Source organism: Sporolactobacillus pectinivorans (assembly GCF_002802965.1).
GTDB classification, from domain to species: domain Bacteria; phylum Bacillota; class Bacilli; order Bacillales; family Sporolactobacillaceae; genus Sporolactobacillus; species Sporolactobacillus pectinivorans.
Window position 1 is genome coordinate 598,744 of sequence record NZ_NXGA01000001.1, and the last position, 17,247, is coordinate 615,990.

Here is a 17,247-nt window from a genome sequence, read left to right on the forward strand (position 1 = left end):
CGTAATGCGCCTGGAGCGCGATAAACGCTTCCTGTTCCAGGCGATGCCGGCCCTCCAGAATTTTCTCTACGGCTGTTTTCAAATTGTCCAAGAGGCCTTCGACCGGCACACCTCCCAGAAATTCAAAAGCGTGTACAAAGCCATCCAAAAAAGCCTCCTGTTTCTGATGGGCATAGGCTCGGACAAAACGTAAACGGCTAGATGAGAGCTGGAGACAAAACAAAAAGATTCTCTGCGTCCGCCCGCTCAGGATGATATCCGCCTCACCCCAGTCGAACTGGAATTGAAGGCCCAATTGAAACTCAAGGGGGATGAACACCTCCTTCTGTTTTTGCCTTCTCCGAGCAACGAGTTTACGAATGTTAGAGGCAGATCCTTTGAAGTTGTATTCTTCGACCAATCGTTGATAAACTCTCGCCGCCGTATGTTTCTGTTTGACCCAGTGTTTTTGATCCTCAAGGAGCCACTGATCGATGACGGGCAGAATGCGTTGAGTTTCCTCTGAGTATTCTTTCTTCCCGTACGAACGTTGCCGAACCGCAAGGGTCGGAGGCTCCTTCTGTTTGAGATATTTACTCACCGTATTTCTTGAAATCCCTAAATTTCTCGCAATCTCACGTTGAGAAAGGCCTTCAACCTCCTTCATAATTTTGATACGATCATAGAGAGCCATATCGATCATCCTTTTTTCCCTCTCCCTTATGTAGAATTGCTGGTTACTTTTCTATCATAGGAAAGATGGGCTAAAAATTGGAAATCATGTGGCTCATTTCTATGCGATCATTTTGCCTATAAATGGCTCAATTCCAAGTTATCAAAAACACGAGTGAACACGCTAAATTGCATAATTACGTATCCCTAAAGCCATACTCATTTAAAGGCTCTTATTTTAAAGGGGGTAGCTTTGCTTTATGCATCCATCATGGTTATCACTGGTTCCGTTTCTTTTAGTTATTCCCATCTCAATCTTTACACGCCAGGTCCAGCCGGGATTATTTGTTGCACTGCTTGTCGGCAGCTACATCATCGAGCCCTCATTTTTCGGAGGTGTTCATAAGTTTCTTGATTATATCCTCCAAGCCATTGTTAAACCAAACAACATTAAAATTATCTTATTTCTGTATGGATTCTCGGGGCTCCTCAGCGTCATAAAGATGGCTGGAGGCATAAAAGGATTTGTCGACTTGGTCGGTAAAAAAATTAAAACAAAAAAAAGCGCCTTGGCGCTTATATGGATTTCTACCATCGGAACTTTTAGTGATCCTGATTTTCGAATAGTCACGGTAGCCCCTATTATCAATGCCCTTCAGAAACGGCTGAAAATGTCAAAACGGCAGGTCGCTTACATCATTGATGTCACCTCAAATCCCATTGTTGTTCTTGTGCCCATCGCAACAGGTTTTGTTGGATTCATGGTAAGCTTAATTAACACATCATTCAGACAAAACGGGATCAGCCAGCAGCCCTATATCGTTTATATAAAGAGCATTCCTTTTAACTTTTTCTCATTTACGATTATACTGGTCGGACTCTACTACACTTTTTTTATGCATTCAAAGGAGGAAAAGACTGAAGAGGTCTCTGCTGGTCCGAATCGCAAAAAACAATTTTATCAAAATGGTTTACACTCAAATTCAGGGACGGCACCGGGGGCTGATCACTTATCGGATAGCCATGGAACATTTCAACCCGGTAATAACAATCTGGAAATGGGACAAACGGCTTTACAGACTAACGAACATAAAACTGGAACCGGATCGATTAATCCGGCGACGGGACAAGCAGAAATCCCTGATTCTTCATCAACTTTAAATCCGACAACAATAGGATCTATGAACAATACAAGTCAACGACAATCATTAGATACAAAATCAGTGAATGACGATTATTCTGATTCACGGCTGTACCATGAAGAGTATGCCCGCCATTTAGACGTGGCAAATCGGGTTAACCAACCATCCAAGATAAGTGAAAGTGAATCGGATATTCAGAATGGTGAAGAAGAAGCGAATACACCTTCAAAACCATTCAATTTGATTATCCCAATTGCACTTTTAATTTGTCTCACTCTTTTTTTAAGCTGGTGGAATGGCCGTGCCGGAACGCGTTCATTTATTGGCGCTTTTTTAAACGTTGATGAATTGGACGTTATGGTTGAATCCGTGCTTATTACGCTGATTGTAACGATTGTCTTAGTCATATTGCAAAAATTCCCGACTGCAAAAGTGGTCACCCATTTCATAAACGGGGGCAACCAGCTGATGTCTGTCATCGTCCTGTTAGCGCTTATCTGGGGCGTTTCAGATGTCTCCACTGATCTTGGCTTTTCCCAATTTATAACTGAACACGTCAGCGGATGGATTCCGCCGCACTTTGTTGCTCCTATATTATTTGTTCTGGGTATTTTCCTGTCCTATTTTATCGGCTCCTCTTGGGGGACATGGGGCCTTTTAATGCCTCTTGGCATCACACTTACCCATCAATCAGGGGCCAACCTTTTGCTGGTGATCGGTGCTGTCTTTGCAAGTGGAACCTATGGCGCGACTTGTTCTCCGCTTAGTGACAACAGTGTTACTCTATGCACGATGATGGATATGCAGGTCATGAAATATTGCAAATGGAAGCTGCTCCCCACAACCATTGCGGCAGGACTTGCCTTAGTGCTGTTCGTCATTGCTTCGTTCATTTTTAAATAGGGGCCGAATCGGAGATTTCTGAGTTCCGATAAAATCGCTTGAGTTCTGATATATTTTACTGAGTTCTGATAAAACTGTTTGAGTGCTGATATACTTTGCTGAGTTCCGATAAAACTGTCCGAGTTCTGATATATATTCTTACTGCTTTTAAATCCCTTTAACTGCAAAAGTCAGACGACAATACTTGATAGCTCTTTTTGATATAATAAAGATATAGAAATATTTTAGAAAATTTTATAGGCTGGCAGACCACGCGTCATTATTTTCTTTATGGAGGGGTATCTATGCTGGAAAAGAAGTGTTTTGCTTTAAAGGCCATCCCACCCAGACCAACTTTTCAATAAGACATGACTGAAGAAGAAAGAAAAATGATGTTACGGCACTTTGCCTACTGGACAGACAAGCTTGAAAGGGGAATCGTCCATGTTTTTGGACCCGTATCTGATCCCAACGGCGGATACGGGCTGGCGATTATCGAGGTTGAGGGCGAAGAGCAAGTTCAGGCTTTATTTGAAAGCGATCCGGCAGTGATATCAGGGCTGCTTAGTGAGGAGTTCTATCCGATGCGTGCGGTATTGCCCAAACATTAATTAGTTTCTAAGAGCAGTAAAATGTCGCTTGACCGCGTGGCAACATATCACGGGGGAGCGGGATGCTTTTCTGTTTCCCCGTGATCAATATTTTTCTCGACAAAAAGCAAAGGGCGTTTCGGGGGCATAAATAGAAGGAGTACTAGTTCATGAGATTAAGTAATCCTTTAGAAAAAAAGCAAGATGACAGGGCAGTCTATAAACTGTCACCCTTTAAAAAGTTATCTTTTGAACAATCCACCTTAAAGGGAAAAATTGTAGCTTTTTGCAGAGCACATGTAAAAGAGAAAGCATCTTCTTTGTTTGTCATTCACGGTGAAGCGGGCACGGGCAAAAGCGTTGTGCTAAGTTCAACCTTCAATGACATTCAAAGTCTGTCAAAAAAAGAAGATCCGGAAAATCCGTTTTTTCATACTGCTAATCGCCTGATTGTCAATCATCCGGAAATGATCAAACTCTACAAGGAAATCTCTGAAGCGCTGCCCGACGTCAGAAAAAAGGATATCGAACGGCCCACCACTTTTATTAATCAAATGCAAAAACAAGAAAAATATGCTGACATTGTGTTTATTGATGAAGCTCATTTATTGCTTACCAGAAGTGATAAATACAATAAATTTAATCAGAATAATCAGCTGGAAGAGATTATTAAGCGCAGCAGTGTTGTTGTCATGATTTTTGATGAGCAGCAGGTTTTAAAACTGAAAAGCTATTGGAATGAGGGAAATGTCCGGCACTTTATGAGCCGTTTTCCAAGCGGAAGTTATCATCTTACCCATCAATTCAGAATTCATGCCAATTCGGATGTAATGATGTGGATCAAAGGTTTTGTCCATAAAAGAGTACTTCCGCTGCCTAAAGATCAGTCGTTTGATTTCAGAATTTTTGAAGATGCGGACGCGATGTACCAGGCCATTAAAAAGAAGAATGAAAAATATCATCTTTCGAGAATGGTGTCAACCTATGATTATCCGTATAAATTAGATGGTCAGGATTATTTTATTCATGAGAAAAACTTTGAGCTTAGATGGGATCGGGAGAAGCCAGGTGCAAAAAAAGCATGGGCTGAGAGAGACGATACCATTGATGAAGTAGGTTCCGTGTATACTGTTCAAGGGTTTGACCTGAATTATGCAGGTGTGATCTTAGGCCCGTCCGTATCATACAATCGGGCGAGTGACCGGATTAAGATCATGAGTGAATACTATGAAGATCAGGCTGCTTTTCTTGGTAGCAAAAACTTGAAAGATTCGGAAGCCGTCAAGGAACAAATCATTTTAAATTCGATTAATGTTTTGATGACACGAGGTGTACACGGTCTGTACATTTACGCGAGCGATCCGAAACTGAAAAGGAAGCTTATATCATTGAAGTAATCTGACAAAGATTTTAAAGAAAAGTTGCAATGTCATTTTGCCGTATAAGCGTGTCCTTGTTAATGTAAGTATAAATGCAACCGCTGTCATAATAGATGAGGAGGGGTTCAGTTGAGTCAATCAGAAAAAGCAACTTTTGCAGGCGGCTGCTTCTGGTGCATGGTTCAGCCTTTTGATCAAGAACCGGGCATCATTCAGGTTTTGTCAGGATATACGGGCGGAGAGGTTGCAAATCCAACCTATCAACAGGTCAGTTATGGGAAAACAGGCCATGCTGAAGCTGTTCAGATCACTTTTGATCCCGAAATTTATCCTTATCAGAAACTACTCGACCTTTACTGGCAGCAGATTGATCCGACTGACCGTCGCGGACAGTTTAAAGACCGGGGCAATCAATACAGAACAAGTATTTTTTATCATACAGAACAGCAGAAGCTGCTTGCCGAAGCATCCAGAGAAGCGCTTGAGAGAAGCGGACGTTACAGGAAGCCCATTGTAACGCCAATCATACCGGCAGGCCCTTTTTATCCAGCGGAGGATGTTCACCAGAATTACTATCGGAAGGCCCCGTTTGACTATAAGATGTACTACCAAAGATCGGGGCGTGAAGATTTCATCAGAAAGCACTGGGCCGTGAAAAAAAATAAAAAGATGTTAAAAACACGATTGAGTGAACGTCAATACCTCGTCACCCAGAAAAAAAAGACCGAACCGGCCTTTCAAAATGCATACTGGAACAATAAAAGGCAGGGCATATACGTTGATGTTGTCTCTGGTGAGCCTTTGTTCTCGACAACGGATCAGTATGATGCAGGCTGCGGTTGGCCAAGTTTTACACGGCCTCTGAGTGACAGCCGCATTGTGACAGAAACGGATAACACGCTTTCATTGATTCGTGATGAAGTGCGCAGCAAACTGGGCGATTCGCATTTGGGGCATGTTTTCCACGATGCGTCTGTTCCCGGCGGAATGCATTACTGCATCAATTCCGCTGCACTGCGTTTTGTACCGAAAGAAGCGCTGGATTCAGAAGGGTTTGGGGAGTATAGACATCTCTTTGATTGACCCGGGACGCGATGGTGCCCACCATGTGAAGCACAGGTACTATAAAGATTTATCTTCGGAAGCTTATTAATGAGACTAAAACCACAGGGATCAATTGACTTTTGCCAGCCGGAAGCTGCCATATATCCAGATGAGACAGGCATCTGCAACCAATGCCTGCTCAACCATCCCGATACCAAAGATAGGATTCCATAAAAGCGCCGATGGCTCCCCCGATAAAATTTGAAACCATGTAGAAGGTATCCAGGCGGTTTCCCGCTCCGGGTTTAAGCGTCTGGTTTCTTGTCTTGTTAGAAACTTCCGTGCACTTGTACCCCCAAGATCCAATAAAAATACCCAGATATGTGTGCCCAGAAAATCGAAGCAGCTTTGTCTTTGTATCTTTATCTTCTCAAAGTCATCCGGTTTCAGTTAGGGAGAGCGAATCGAGAGACTCTGAGAAACTTCATTTTAGGTATAAAGATGATATCCACCAAAATTAGGAAAAAAGGCATAGCCAAATCCCCCTCAAAACTGTACAATGAATAAAATTATTCTATAGTATCATGGATTACTATTACTCTTCGATGCCCCCATTTATATTGCAGGGTGTTTTTTCCTCAGATGCAATACAACATGTCCTTTTTCTAACTGGCATTATCTAACGGCTCTTTACATTTTACACGTGAATGGGGTGCTGACTTCGTGAAAATTATTGTTGAACAGTGGAAAGAAATTTTCTGTAAACGCTCATTGCTTGTTACTGTAATCGCTCTCATGCTCGTACCTTTGCTCTATGGTGGGATTTTTCTGTCTGCTTTTTGGAACCCATATGGACATACTAGCCAGTTAAAAGTTGTCGTTGTCAATCAGGATGCCGGAACACAAATATCTGGAAAGACGATTGATTTAGGCCACTCTCTGACTGGAAGTCTTAAAAAAGATAAAACGTTTCATTGGGTCTTTCTGAAAGACACGAAAACGGCAATGCAGGGACTTGAAGAGGAGAACTATTATATGGCCTTGATTATTCCTTCAAGTTTTTCAAAAAATGCTGCGACTTTGATGCAGGGAAAGCCAAAACAAGTCGAACTCAGCTACTATACCAACTCAGGCGAAAGTTATACCGCATCTCAGATGGTTAAAAGTATCATTCCTAAAATCGATCAGACGATTGCCAAAGAAGTGACCAGAAACTATGCGCTGTCCTTATTTTCCGTGCTTAAAAAAATAGATAATCAACGGGTTAAAGATGGTGAACAATTACCCCAGGCGACAAAAAATCTCTCGCTTTTCGTAAGCGGATCAAACAGTATAGATAAAGCAATGAAACAGTTCGCCCATTCCTCTCTGCTTTTTAAAAACGGGTTGGATCAGGCAAATCGTGGCTCACAAGACCTGGACATAGGCATGCATGCACTTCACACCGGAATGAAAACGCTTGATCAAAAAATCGCTCAATTAGCGGCGGGCCAGGATAAAATCAATTCCGGAGTCATGGAAACAGCAGATGCAAGCAAAACACTGCATCAGCGCATGAATCAGCTAAATATGGGTGAGCAGCAGTTTAATCAAGAATTAGGCATCATTCTCAGCTATGTAGAACAGGTTGACAGCATAGCTAATGCAAGGGGAATAACGATGCAGCAGCTGAATGATTTTATAAAGACCCAGAGCCAAACAACGGCTCTTGATGGGACACTTCAAGGCCAGCTGCCGATTAGTCAAGCTGACTATGATCAATGGATCAAGGGACTTATGTCCAACCCGAAAACCAGTTATACGGTTGGACAACTTTTGGCCTCTTTCCAACAGAGCAGCTCTAAAATTGCGGCAGGCACACAATCGCTGACCAATGCCTCTAAGAAGATGTCGGATGCATTGTCGCAAATCCAGTCAGGAACCCAGACTATAAATGACGGAATAAAAGGGATAAAGTGGGGAAGCACAATACTTTACTCCGGCTCAGGGAAAATCATGAACGGAAATGATCAACTCGCAAAAGGCCTTAATACGCTCCATCAACAACAAAATAAGTTAAGCAGCGGGGCTAACCGGCTTTCCGTAGGATCTGACCGGATGAATGGAAAACTGGTGAGCCTTACAAGCGGTGTCGATCAATTCAGCAACCGTTTGAATAATGGTTTGAATCGTCCCATCTCCCCGGGTAATGTTGATCAGCAGGCAGAACTGTTCTCCAATCCTGAACGATCTCAAATCAAGGATTTACACCAGGTGAACAATTATGGCGAGGGTTTATCTCCATATATACTTTCTCTCGGGTTGTTTGTGGGCGCTTTGGCTTTTGCAACCTTTTTCCCATTGCGCAGACCGGCTATAAAACCGACATCCGGGGGATCCTGGTTTTTAAGCAAATATAGCGTGACCGCAGCTGTTTCAGTTTTTCAGGCCATCTTAATCTGCATATTGCTGCTAAAAGGGGTGGGACTTCAGGTTACAAATGAGGGCCAATTCTACTTCTTTTCAATTTTGGCCAGTCTATCCTTTTTCACGCTGATTCAATTTTTGGTGACAGCATTTGGAAATATCGGCAGAGCCATTGCGGGATTGCTCTTGCTTGTACAGTTTGGAGGCAGCTCCGGTATTTTTCCGGTGTCATTAACACCGGCGTTTTTTCAATGGATTCATGCTTTTCTTCCAATGACTTATTCCGTTAATGGACTCCGGCAAATCATTTCTATTGGTGATGATTCAACTTATTTGATCCGGCAAGTGTTTATTCTCATTGGAATAACCGTTATCTCCATGCTGCTGACATGGCTGACCTTCAATACTTTACTGAAAAAAGGCGATTCGAAAGTGATTAATGATCAGCGTACTCTGAATGTGTGATCAGTCATTGGAAATGGGGAAAAACATGTGGTTCCAATCCGTCTATGTTTTTTCAGCCGTATTAAGTTAAGTGTAAAGGTATAAAAAAATCAGGCCAGTGACCTGATTTTTTTAACGTTCCTATTTAATATTTAATGCTCTTTGCTCTTTCCTGAATAACTTAAAAAGCACAGGAGAGAAGAGGCCAAACATTAAGTTCCCTACAGCATGATAAGTGTCGAAAAACAGGCCGCTGAGGTACATACCTGCAACGATCCAGATATTGGGTGACATGATGAAATAAGAAAAAGCCATAATCAAGCCGAATAAATAACCGGAAACAGCTAACCAACCGACGTAAATAAACTTATTTTTAGGGATAAAGCTGGAAATCAACCCAATTAATCCCCAGGCGGCCATTTGAAAGGGTGTCCAATAGCCAAGACCCAGAACCAAATCCGATACGAGACCGACCATTAAGCCTTCAGCTAGCCCCATCTTCCAGCCAAAAAACCATCCAGTAAGAATAATAATGATGGTTGCCGGCTGGATATTTATGCCATGAATGAGCAGCCGTCCGGCCACGGCGGCCGCAGTTAGCAGTGAGAGTACGGTCATTTTACGAATCCTTAGCAATTTAACCCCTTCTTGTGCTTATAAGATTTTTATCTAACGGGGCATGCACCGGATATGCAGTCTGTCTGGTCAACGATTTCCAGATCTTTTTGTTCATTCAGCTCTTGATTCATCGCTTGGTAAATGGCCTGAACACTGCCTTTAATTGCCGCTTTTATTTCGATATATTTTTCCCTGCTGATCGGTTCTTTGGGTGCCTGAACAAATCCGTGACCACTGTAAGGAAGAAGCGATGTTGATTTGCAGGAGTTCCGGTACTGGCGGAATAATCCGGCGATTTTCTTCTTCTCTTCCGGATGAAAAGTGACCGTGCAGCTGACTGAGTTATCTGCCCAATAAGTCTGCAGGAAGGCCTGTGTCGCAAACTGTTCTTCAATCGATACGTCATTTGCCGACACGAAATTTTTCAATTCAGCGCCCTCGGCTTTAACAGGAAATTCGACAACCATTGTATTTTCTGAGTATGCATCTTTTTCGATATGATAACCCGCTTCTTTCATGGCAGGAATGAGCGGATCACTGTCTTGGAAGCGAATCCTCTGGATGATATATTTATCAAAACTGAAATGCATCCCTTCGGAGACGCCCGCAAGCTTGGACACCGTACCGGAAGGCTTGACCGTTGTGTGCTTGATGGATGTACGGCAGCCAAGATCTCTTGAATAATCCTGGTCTGCTTGAAGCACTGCTCCATAAAAAGAATTTACAACTTGAACGGCGTTATCATTAAATGTTGCTGCTTTAAAGGTTTTTCCTGTCTCAGAATCATACTGATCATGAAAGCCGGTTACTAAGCGCTGTCCAAACCTTTTGAGTATCCAGTCCTGAATGCTGCTCATCGAAATACCGATGCGCCGGTTTTTATTAATAATATTTCTGGATATTTCCCAGTCGTAATTTGAAAAGGTCACGCGTTTGGCATATCGAGTGGCAAGGCTGAACACTTCATTCATGTCCCATTCCTGATCTTCGGCAACCAATGGGAAGACTTCAAATAGATTGCACGGCTCGCCGTTGCTAAGAGAAATTTCTCCGCAAGGGTTTGTGCCCTCTGCCTCCCCGTCAATACCTTCCTGCCGGCCGTCGGCAAGTCGTCCATAGTTTCTGATTAAGTCCATGTTGACAATGCCGGGCTCGCCGTTCTTAGCAATGGAATCCGCAATCGTTTCATATTCATCGAATTCAGGGCTGACAATGACGCTGTTGTTTGAAGCCCAGCGATGATCCATGAGCTTTTCTTTGTCTTGTTTCATTGTTACAAAACCATGATCGACCGGGCTCCCAAGCGCAATTTCGGCACTCCTGCGGACATTTCCAGCCACCACATTTTTGCCGATCAAATTGCAAAGATCCGTGCAGTCAACGGAAGTCAGTTTTCGACCATAGGCCTCATTGAGGACGGTATTAATGGAATAGAGCATCTCAATAAATGGGGTTGGGCCTGCAGCTACACCGCCAAAACCATGAATTCTTTGTCCTTTTTCACGGATTTTCGTTACATCAATGATGACCCGTTCGGCTTTTCCTGTTGTTTTTGAAAAGTGGGAGTCGATCAGAAGGGCATTGGATTCAACCCATCCTTCCCGAGTATCCTGGGTCTCAGCAAACAGGGCTGATTCTCCTTCATGGGTACTGTACCACTCGTCAGCATCAACGGCACCCGCCTCAATTGCAGTACCATAATCCTTGTTTTTCTTACTGATCAGAACAACCAGTTCAATTTTCTGATCCACTTCAGGCATTTGGCTGATATTTTCTTCTACGACAGAAAAACCGACGCCTCCGCCCTTCATCAACTGATCGAACAGAAATGAGAAGGGCATGGATACGGCAGGCTGGTCTTTTTTGAGATAGTCAGGAACGATATGACTGTTTCCATAGGCCTGTGGGCGAATGGAAATGAACCAGCAGTTGTTCAGCGCATCACCGACTCTGTCCTGATAGTCCGTACCGGAGATCCACAGGTTGCGTCCGGAAGGCGTTGCGGCAAGACTGTAAATCAGTTTATAGAGTCGTTCCGCTTCATGCTGAAGTTCGTGATAAATTTCTGCCGGGACGGCTCCTGCTTGGATTCTTGGATCGAGATTGATGTTTCCCTCAACAACACGTTTGACCGTTTCATCCCAATTTTCCGATCTGTTTTTATCTTCAAGCCATCTGGCATAGGTCCTTTTATATGTAACCCACCCAAGCTCTCCCCAATGTGGTGTTACTTCGCTTTTGATTTTTTCAATGTAGGTATCTGACAGCTTAATTTGCATTTAATAATTCCTCCCATAAGTCACTTTTACAAGTATAACTATATATTGTGTATTTGTTAATATTATATATCCACATATAGAAAATAAGCAAAAATGTAATCCTTTTTAAATTAATATAATAGCGGGATCTATTGATGATCAAGATTATAAGGTGCGAGGCTACTTAAAGAGGTTTCATCCGATGCGCGCGGTATCGACCAGACGCTGCGGTTCAATCAATATAGAAACATCATAATGTTTTCATAAGAATTTTTCAAAGCAAAATCAATTCTGGAAAGATGTATGATTAAAAAAACATGTATAATACAGGTATTAGACCGCAGCAGGATAGGGGTGAACAAAATGTTGTTAGCTCCATTATTTGAAAATGATGTACCAGCGGCACTTCTCCGTCCTTAATGGAGTAAAGTGACTGCTTCTCTCCGTTAGGGCATTTATTGACCTAATTTGTTATACGGAGGGTACAAAAAATTGAAAAACACTTGGTTGGGTTCCCTATATTTAGCTTTAGCCGCCAGTATTTGGGGTGGTATGTATGTAGTTGTTAAAGTTGTTGTCTCAGTGATCCCGCCGATAGAACTTGTTTGGATGAGATATTGTGTTGCCTTTATTACACTTCTGGTCATTGGCGTAGTCACGCGGCAGTCATGGAGAATTCAAAAACGCGATCTTGTATTAGTGATACTCATTGGAATCATTGGAAACACGGTCTCAATCGTTACACAGGAATTTGGCACAATGTTTTCTTCGGCACAGATGGGGGCAATCATTACATCTTCTACACCGGCGTTTATGGTTACTTTTGCCTGGTTGCTGCTTAAAGAACGGCTGAATGTGAAGAAAATAGTGTCGGTTTGTTTGGCTACAATAGGCGTATTGCTTATTGTCGGAAACGGTCATATCAACGTGTCCGGTCAACTTGGCGGGATTTTCCTGCTGATTGCGGCTTTAACATGGGCGCTCATGTCTGTTCTCATAAAACGTGTCCCGAAAAGTTATTCATCAATTGAGATCACAAACTATTCAATTCTCGTTGCTATTGTCGTACTCACACCTTTTGTTTTCAGCCAGTTGCATGAAATAAATATTTCTGAGTTCATTCATCCGACGATTTGGGGCGGCGTTTTATATTTGGGCATTGTTTCAACCGCCTGTGGCTTTTTACTCTGGAATCGCGGATTACAGCTGTTGAACGCTTCAAGCGGCGGATTGTTTTTCTTTTTTCAGCCCTTAATGGGAACATTCCTTGGATGGCTCCTGCTGGGAGAAAATATAGGTGGAACATTTTGGATCGGGGCGCTCTTAGTTCTCGGCGGTGTTTTGCTAGTCATCAAGGAATAGAACTGAATCATCTAAAATTAATAAAGATTTTCATAAAGCCTTTAAGCATTCATTTTAAAGGCTTTTTATTTTGAGCCAGACATAAATGATTGTTTTCTTTATTTTTTATGGCATAATATAGATAACTATCAATTGAGAGAGGCGACGCCTCAATGTCTATTTCAACGAACAACAGTTTACTTAATCCTTTATTGAAGACGCAAAGTACGGCATCACCTGCCGCGAGCGTTCAGACCAATCAGTCCACGCAGCTTTCATCGGAATTTGCTGATTTGCTAGCGATGCTATTGATGAACAACTCAAGCTCGCAAATGTTTGACGGGTTATCTTCCGACGGCACTGACACTACGGATTCTTCTTTGGATGGGCTTAGTTCAAGTCCTCAGTCTTCTGCTGATAGTCTGTTGTGGAATTTATTATCCACTTCTTTAGATCCGTCAGCGACACAGAATACTTCGGCAGCATCTGTAGCGCCCGCTTCCAGCCAAGTGGCTACGAATTCTGCCCAGCAAAGCGGTATCTATTCAATTTTGTAATAGTGCGGATAATCCATGTTAAATGCGAGGGGTGTCAGTCGAAATTTATCGATTGGCACCCTTTTCATTTAATAAAAATTTTTTAAAAGTAATGATCACTAACCGATCGGCAAAATTTTTGATTGGATTCAGTTACAGCCTCACCTTTCGCAGCCATCGGAAGACAGGTATAATGACAATAAAACCACCTTGCGAATCAGCATTTTGTGCTGCTTGGGGAAAAGAGAAACCGGCAGGAGGAAAAGCAGTTATGATTAATGAAGAATACAGGGACATGCTTGGGAAAAAGTCCGTCATCCGCCAGCTTTCCGAGTATGCTACGGAGAGGGCAAAAAAGATCGGTTGCGAAAATGTTTTTGATTACAGCCTTGGCAATCCATCGGTACCGGTACCGCAGGCTTTTTCGGATCATCTTGCTGAGCTTGCCGCAAGCCCGGACCCGGGTGCCGTCCATGGGTACAGCCCGAGTCTCGGCATTACCTCGGTCCGCGAGAAAATTGCCGCCTCGCTGAAAAGACGTTTTGGGATCGATTACGAAACAGAGGACATTTTTATGACATCGGGTGCGGCGGGAGCCATTGCGCATGCGCTACGGGCGGTGACCGTTCCGGGTGACGAGGTAATCACGTTTGCTCCCTATTTCCCGGAATACAATCCCTATGTTAATAAAACCGGTGCTGTTCTGAAAATTGTTCCACCGGATACTGAGGGATTTCAAATTAATTTCGCTGAATTTGAAGAAATGTTTTCATCTAAAGTAATGGCTGTACTGATCAATACACCCAATAACCCGACAGGCATTGCCTATTCTTCGGATACAATTAAAAAATTGGCTGGATTTCTGACGGAAAAGGAACGTGAATTCGGCCATGATATTTACCTGATTTCTGATGAACCTTACCGGGAGATCGTTTTTGAAAATGTGGATTCTCCTTATGTCGCCAAATACTATCACAATACAATAACCTGCTATTCTTTCAGCAAATCCCTGTCATTGCCTGGTGAGCGGATCGGCTATGTAGCAATTAACCCGGCATGCAAAGACGCCAAACTGATTGTTGAGATGTGCGGACAAATATCCAGAGGCATCGGCCACAATTGTCCGCCGTCGATTATTCAGCTGGCTGTCGCGGAGGTCATCGATCTGACCGCGGATTTGTCTGTTTATGAAACAAATATGAATATCCTGTACAAGGAAATGACGCGACTTGGCTTCTCATGTGTTAAACCGGGCGGGACGTTTTACATGTTCCCCAAAGCATTGGAAGAGGATGCCGTCGCATTCTGTAACCGGGCATTGAAATATGACCTGATCCTTGTTCCGGCGGATAGTTTTGGCTGTCCCGGCTATTTTAGAATGGCCTACTGCATTCCGACGGAAAAAGTTACACGGTCGCTCGATGCTTTCAGAAAGTTAGCGGGAGATTATTGCTGAGTTATTAAAAATTTGAAAGAAACGTCTGATACGCCGAAGATTAAAAGAAAGAACAATTGCTGAAATTGGGGCCAGAAGGATGATCGGGCATGGATGTTTATGTCGCACGCCAACCTGTTTTTGACAGGGAGTTAAAGCTCTACGGATACGAATTATTATATCGGCAGAGCGGAAATAATTTTTTCGAGGGTGTGGACGACCGGACTGCTACTGCAACGGTACTGGCAAATTCAGTGCTTGTGGCTCATTTTAATGAACTGATCGACAGTAAACGTGGATTTATTAATTTTCCTGAAGGATTTCTGACCGCCGGATTGCCACGCCTGCTTCCACGTCAAAAAATCGTAATCGAGATTCTGGAGCGTGTTCAGGCCACAGATGCAGTTATCAAAGCCTGCAGGCAGCTGAAAAAAGATGGCTATATCATTGCCCTGGACGATTTCAACATGAATCGCGGCAGGCAGTATCGTGCACTGATTGACTTGGCAGATATCATTAAGATAGAATTTTCAAAAGTCAGGCTTCTTGATCAGTTAAAATTGATCCGCAGCCGTCAAGGAAAAACAGTCTTTCTGGCTGAAAAGGTTGAAACAGAAAAAGAATTTCAATTGGCACTGAAAATGGGCTATCAGCTTTTCCAGGGCTATTTTTTCAGCAAACCAGCCATGATCAACGCAAAAGATATCGGGACATTGGATATCAGCCTGATTCGCATTATTAAAGAACTTGATCGTGAAGAACCGGACATGCAAGGTATCGCCAGATTAATTGAAAAAGATTTGGGCCTGTCTTATAAAATTCTGAGACTGGCGAATACAGTGAACTTTGGCACCCAGTTTCCAGTTCGGTCGATTCAGCAGGCGCTAGTCCGCGTTGGCACACAGCATTTGATCCAGTGGATGCATCTGTTCCTGCTGAACGGCGTGCGCACCGTTGAGAACAACGAATTGGTCAAGGCATCAATGATCCGCGGCAAGATGATGGCACTGCTCTGCGCGGAAATCGGCCGGGACGCGCAGGAATCGGATTATTTTATTGCAGGTATTTTTTCTTCAATCGATCGCATACTGAATGATTCAATGAACCATATTATTGACGGCCTGCCGCTTGACGATGAGGTTAAAAACGCTTTGCTTGGTTTCCCCAATGAGATTCGCCGTGTCCTCGACTCTGTGCTTGCCTTTGAAGAAGCACGGTGGGAGGCACTCGCTGGATTTGTGGCTGAAAACAATATTCGGCCTCAAAAATACATGTCTTTGTATTTAAGGGCGCTTAGGTGGCACAAAACAATTCCGAAAGAGGCACATGCCGATTTGTGAAATTTTTACAAAGGGTGTCTAAAAGCTCAAAAAATCTGTGGATCACTCAAAAACTCTGAAATCTGCTATTATATAAATAAAATAAATGGTTTGGACAGATGATCGTCAGCAATCGTCCGGCGGATTGGAGGCCTGTTCTATGAAAAAAATGATTGCAACAATTACCGTCCTGGTGCTCGTTCTCACAGCATGTGCAAATCAGCAGGATCAGTCCTACGGTAAATATATGAAACAGGGACAGCAGGCGATTAGCTCTGAGAATTATGCTGCAGCGGAAAAATATATTGATAAAGCCTTGAGCAGTAAAAAAGATGATCAAAAAGCAACAGTTCTGTTATCGCAGCTTTCTGAGATTAAAACGGTGACTCAGGGCCTGAAGAGCGGAGATTACGAAACGGCGATCAAAGCGGCCAATGCAATCCTTGTGAAAAAAGGGGGCTCAGGCGTGTTGATTATGAGGGCGAGAGAATTAAAAAATTTTGCTGAAACAGCCCGGCAAAAGCAATTAACTTCGGGGTCGGAGCAAAGCCAGTCATCTGAATCGAGCAGCCAGCCTGCGCCGGATTCACAGGTAAGCAGCAACAATAATAGTTCATCGCCGGCAGACAGCAGCACTTCGAGCGGCTCAGATAGTGTTGCTTCCGGATCAAATGCCAGCAGTGGAAGTTCGTCACCACAGGCTTCGGGCAGCGGTACAGATGAACCGGCAGGACAGCATCAGGCTGAGGCAACTGTCGCTAAAGCGGCCGGTTATTCGCTGAGTCAAGTCTATGCCGACACTACAGATAATGGTGCCTATTATTCAATAGAGCTGCGCGAAAACCACTCGGGCGATAGCGCCACGGATCCCAATACCGCTCCGTCAATCGGTTTTTTCCGTTATTACAAAAACACCGGCCGGATTACCCAGCTGGATATTATCAGCAACCAGTACAAAGATGTTAAGAATTGAGATGCAGGGTATTTATTAATTGATAGCAAATAAAAAACAACGCTCCTAATGACATTCCGGTGCGTTGTTTTTTAATTAAGCTCTAGTGCTGTTCTTCAGCACCAGGTACCTCAGCTTAATTAGTTTCCCACAATCCTTCCAGAATATTGAATGAAGGTGTAAAGTTCAGAAGCCGTTTTGCTTTTTCGTTAGCCAGACAGCTGTGCTTAATGTCCGCAGATTTTGAATC

13 protein-coding genes are annotated in these 17,247 nt (G+C 43.3%); 10 read left to right on the top strand and 3 right to left on the bottom strand.

Going from position 1 to position 17,247, the window contains the following annotated elements; genetic code table 11:
* Positions 1-682, bottom strand: a 682-nt coding sequence (istA, locus tag COP04_RS03205) for an IS21 family transposase (RefSeq protein WP_157800396.1), incomplete at its 3' end; no start/stop codon positions are given.
* 229 nt (positions 683-911) lie between these two features.
* Between istA and COP04_RS20180 the strand changes: the two genes are divergently transcribed.
* From COP04_RS20180 to COP04_RS03230, 5 genes are all read left to right on the top strand, one after another.
* Positions 912-2,696 carry a Na+/H+ antiporter NhaC family protein gene (locus COP04_RS20180; protein ID WP_239984747.1) on the top strand — a complete coding sequence of 595 codons (1,785 nt, stop codon included), beginning with the start codon at positions 912-914 and terminating at the stop codon, positions 2,694-2,696.
* A 347-nt stretch (positions 2,697-3,043) separates the two neighbouring features.
* Positions 3,044-3,286: a YciI family protein gene (locus COP04_RS03215; protein ID WP_275656853.1), complete on the top strand. Its 243-nt coding sequence runs from the start codon at positions 3,044-3,046 to the stop codon at positions 3,284-3,286.
* A gap of 149 nt (positions 3,287-3,435) precedes the next feature.
* Positions 3,436-4,662 carry a DUF2075 domain-containing protein gene (locus tag COP04_RS03220; protein ID WP_100486667.1) on the top strand — a complete coding sequence of 409 codons (1,227 nt, stop codon included), beginning with the start codon at positions 3,436-3,438 and terminating at the stop codon, positions 4,660-4,662.
* 111 nt (positions 4,663-4,773) lie between these two features.
* Complete coding sequence (gene msrA / locus COP04_RS03225) at positions 4,774-5,727, top strand: peptide-methionine (S)-S-oxide reductase MsrA (RefSeq protein WP_275656854.1); 954 nt, start codon at positions 4,774-4,776, stop codon at positions 5,725-5,727.
* Between the two features lie 684 nt (positions 5,728-6,411).
* Complete coding sequence (locus COP04_RS03230; protein WP_157800154.1) at positions 6,412-8,559, top strand: YhgE/Pip domain-containing protein; 2,148 nt, start codon at positions 6,412-6,414, stop codon at positions 8,557-8,559.
* A 120-nt stretch (positions 8,560-8,679) separates the two neighbouring features.
* On the opposite strand, the gene COP04_RS03235 is transcribed toward COP04_RS03230, so the two are convergent.
* Both COP04_RS03235 and nrdJ read right to left on the bottom strand, forming a co-directional pair.
* Entirely contained in the window at positions 8,680-9,174 is a 495-nt protein-coding gene (locus COP04_RS03235) for an ECF transporter S component (protein ID WP_239984748.1), read from the bottom strand.
* A gap of 29 nt (positions 9,175-9,203) precedes the next feature.
* Entirely contained in the window at positions 9,204-11,435 is a 2,232-nt protein-coding gene (gene nrdJ, locus COP04_RS03240) for a ribonucleoside-triphosphate reductase, adenosylcobalamin-dependent (RefSeq protein ID WP_100486669.1), read from the bottom strand.
* 471 nt (positions 11,436-11,906) lie between these two features.
* Here nrdJ and COP04_RS03245 point away from each other — a divergent pair, with 471 nt between their 5' ends.
* From COP04_RS03245 to COP04_RS03265, 5 genes are all read left to right on the top strand, one after another.
* The gene (locus COP04_RS03245; protein WP_100486670.1) at positions 11,907-12,776 is read left to right on the top strand and encodes a DMT family transporter; all 870 of its coding nucleotides are present in this window, start codon (positions 11,907-11,909) and stop codon (positions 12,774-12,776) included.
* A 152-nt stretch (positions 12,777-12,928) separates the two neighbouring features.
* Positions 12,929-13,312 (top strand): hypothetical protein, encoded by a 384-nt coding sequence (locus tag COP04_RS03250; RefSeq protein ID WP_100486671.1) that lies wholly within the window; start codon positions 12,929-12,931, stop codon positions 13,310-13,312.
* A gap of 250 nt (positions 13,313-13,562) precedes the next feature.
* Complete coding sequence (locus COP04_RS03255) at positions 13,563-14,747, top strand: pyridoxal phosphate-dependent aminotransferase (protein ID WP_100486672.1); 1,185 nt, start codon at positions 13,563-13,565, stop codon at positions 14,745-14,747.
* 89 nt (positions 14,748-14,836) lie between these two features.
* Positions 14,837-16,066: an EAL and HDOD domain-containing protein gene (locus tag COP04_RS03260; protein WP_100486673.1), complete on the top strand. Its 1,230-nt coding sequence runs from the start codon at positions 14,837-14,839 to the stop codon at positions 16,064-16,066.
* Positions 16,067-16,205: 139 nt separating this feature from the next.
* Entirely contained in the window at positions 16,206-17,018 is an 813-nt protein-coding gene (locus COP04_RS03265; protein ID WP_100486674.1) for a hypothetical protein, read from the top strand.
* Positions 17,019-17,247: the final 229 nt, after the last annotated feature.

Bases quoted from the DNA above. Each gene is read 5' to 3' on its own strand.
- COP04_RS20180 (WP_239984747.1), top strand. From the start codon at position 912: ATGCATCCATCATGGTTATCACTGGTTCCGTTTCTTTTAGTTATTCCC.
- COP04_RS03215 (WP_275656853.1), top strand. From the start codon at position 3,044: ATGACTGAAGAAGAAAGAAAAATGATGTTACGGCACTTTGCCTACTGG.
- COP04_RS03220 (WP_100486667.1), top strand. From the start codon at position 3,436: ATGAGATTAAGTAATCCTTTAGAAAAAAAGCAAGATGACAGGGCAGTC.
- nrdJ (WP_100486669.1), bottom strand. From the start codon at position 11,435: ATGCAAATTAAGCTGTCAGATACCTACATTGAAAAAATCAAAAGCGAA.
- COP04_RS03250 (WP_100486671.1), top strand. From the start codon at position 12,929: ATGTCTATTTCAACGAACAACAGTTTACTTAATCCTTTATTGAAGACG.
- COP04_RS03255 (WP_100486672.1), top strand. From the start codon at position 13,563: ATGATTAATGAAGAATACAGGGACATGCTTGGGAAAAAGTCCGTCATC.
- COP04_RS03260 (WP_100486673.1), top strand. From the start codon at position 14,837: ATGGATGTTTATGTCGCACGCCAACCTGTTTTTGACAGGGAGTTAAAG.
- COP04_RS03265 (WP_100486674.1), top strand. From the start codon at position 16,206: ATGAAAAAAATGATTGCAACAATTACCGTCCTGGTGCTCGTTCTCACA.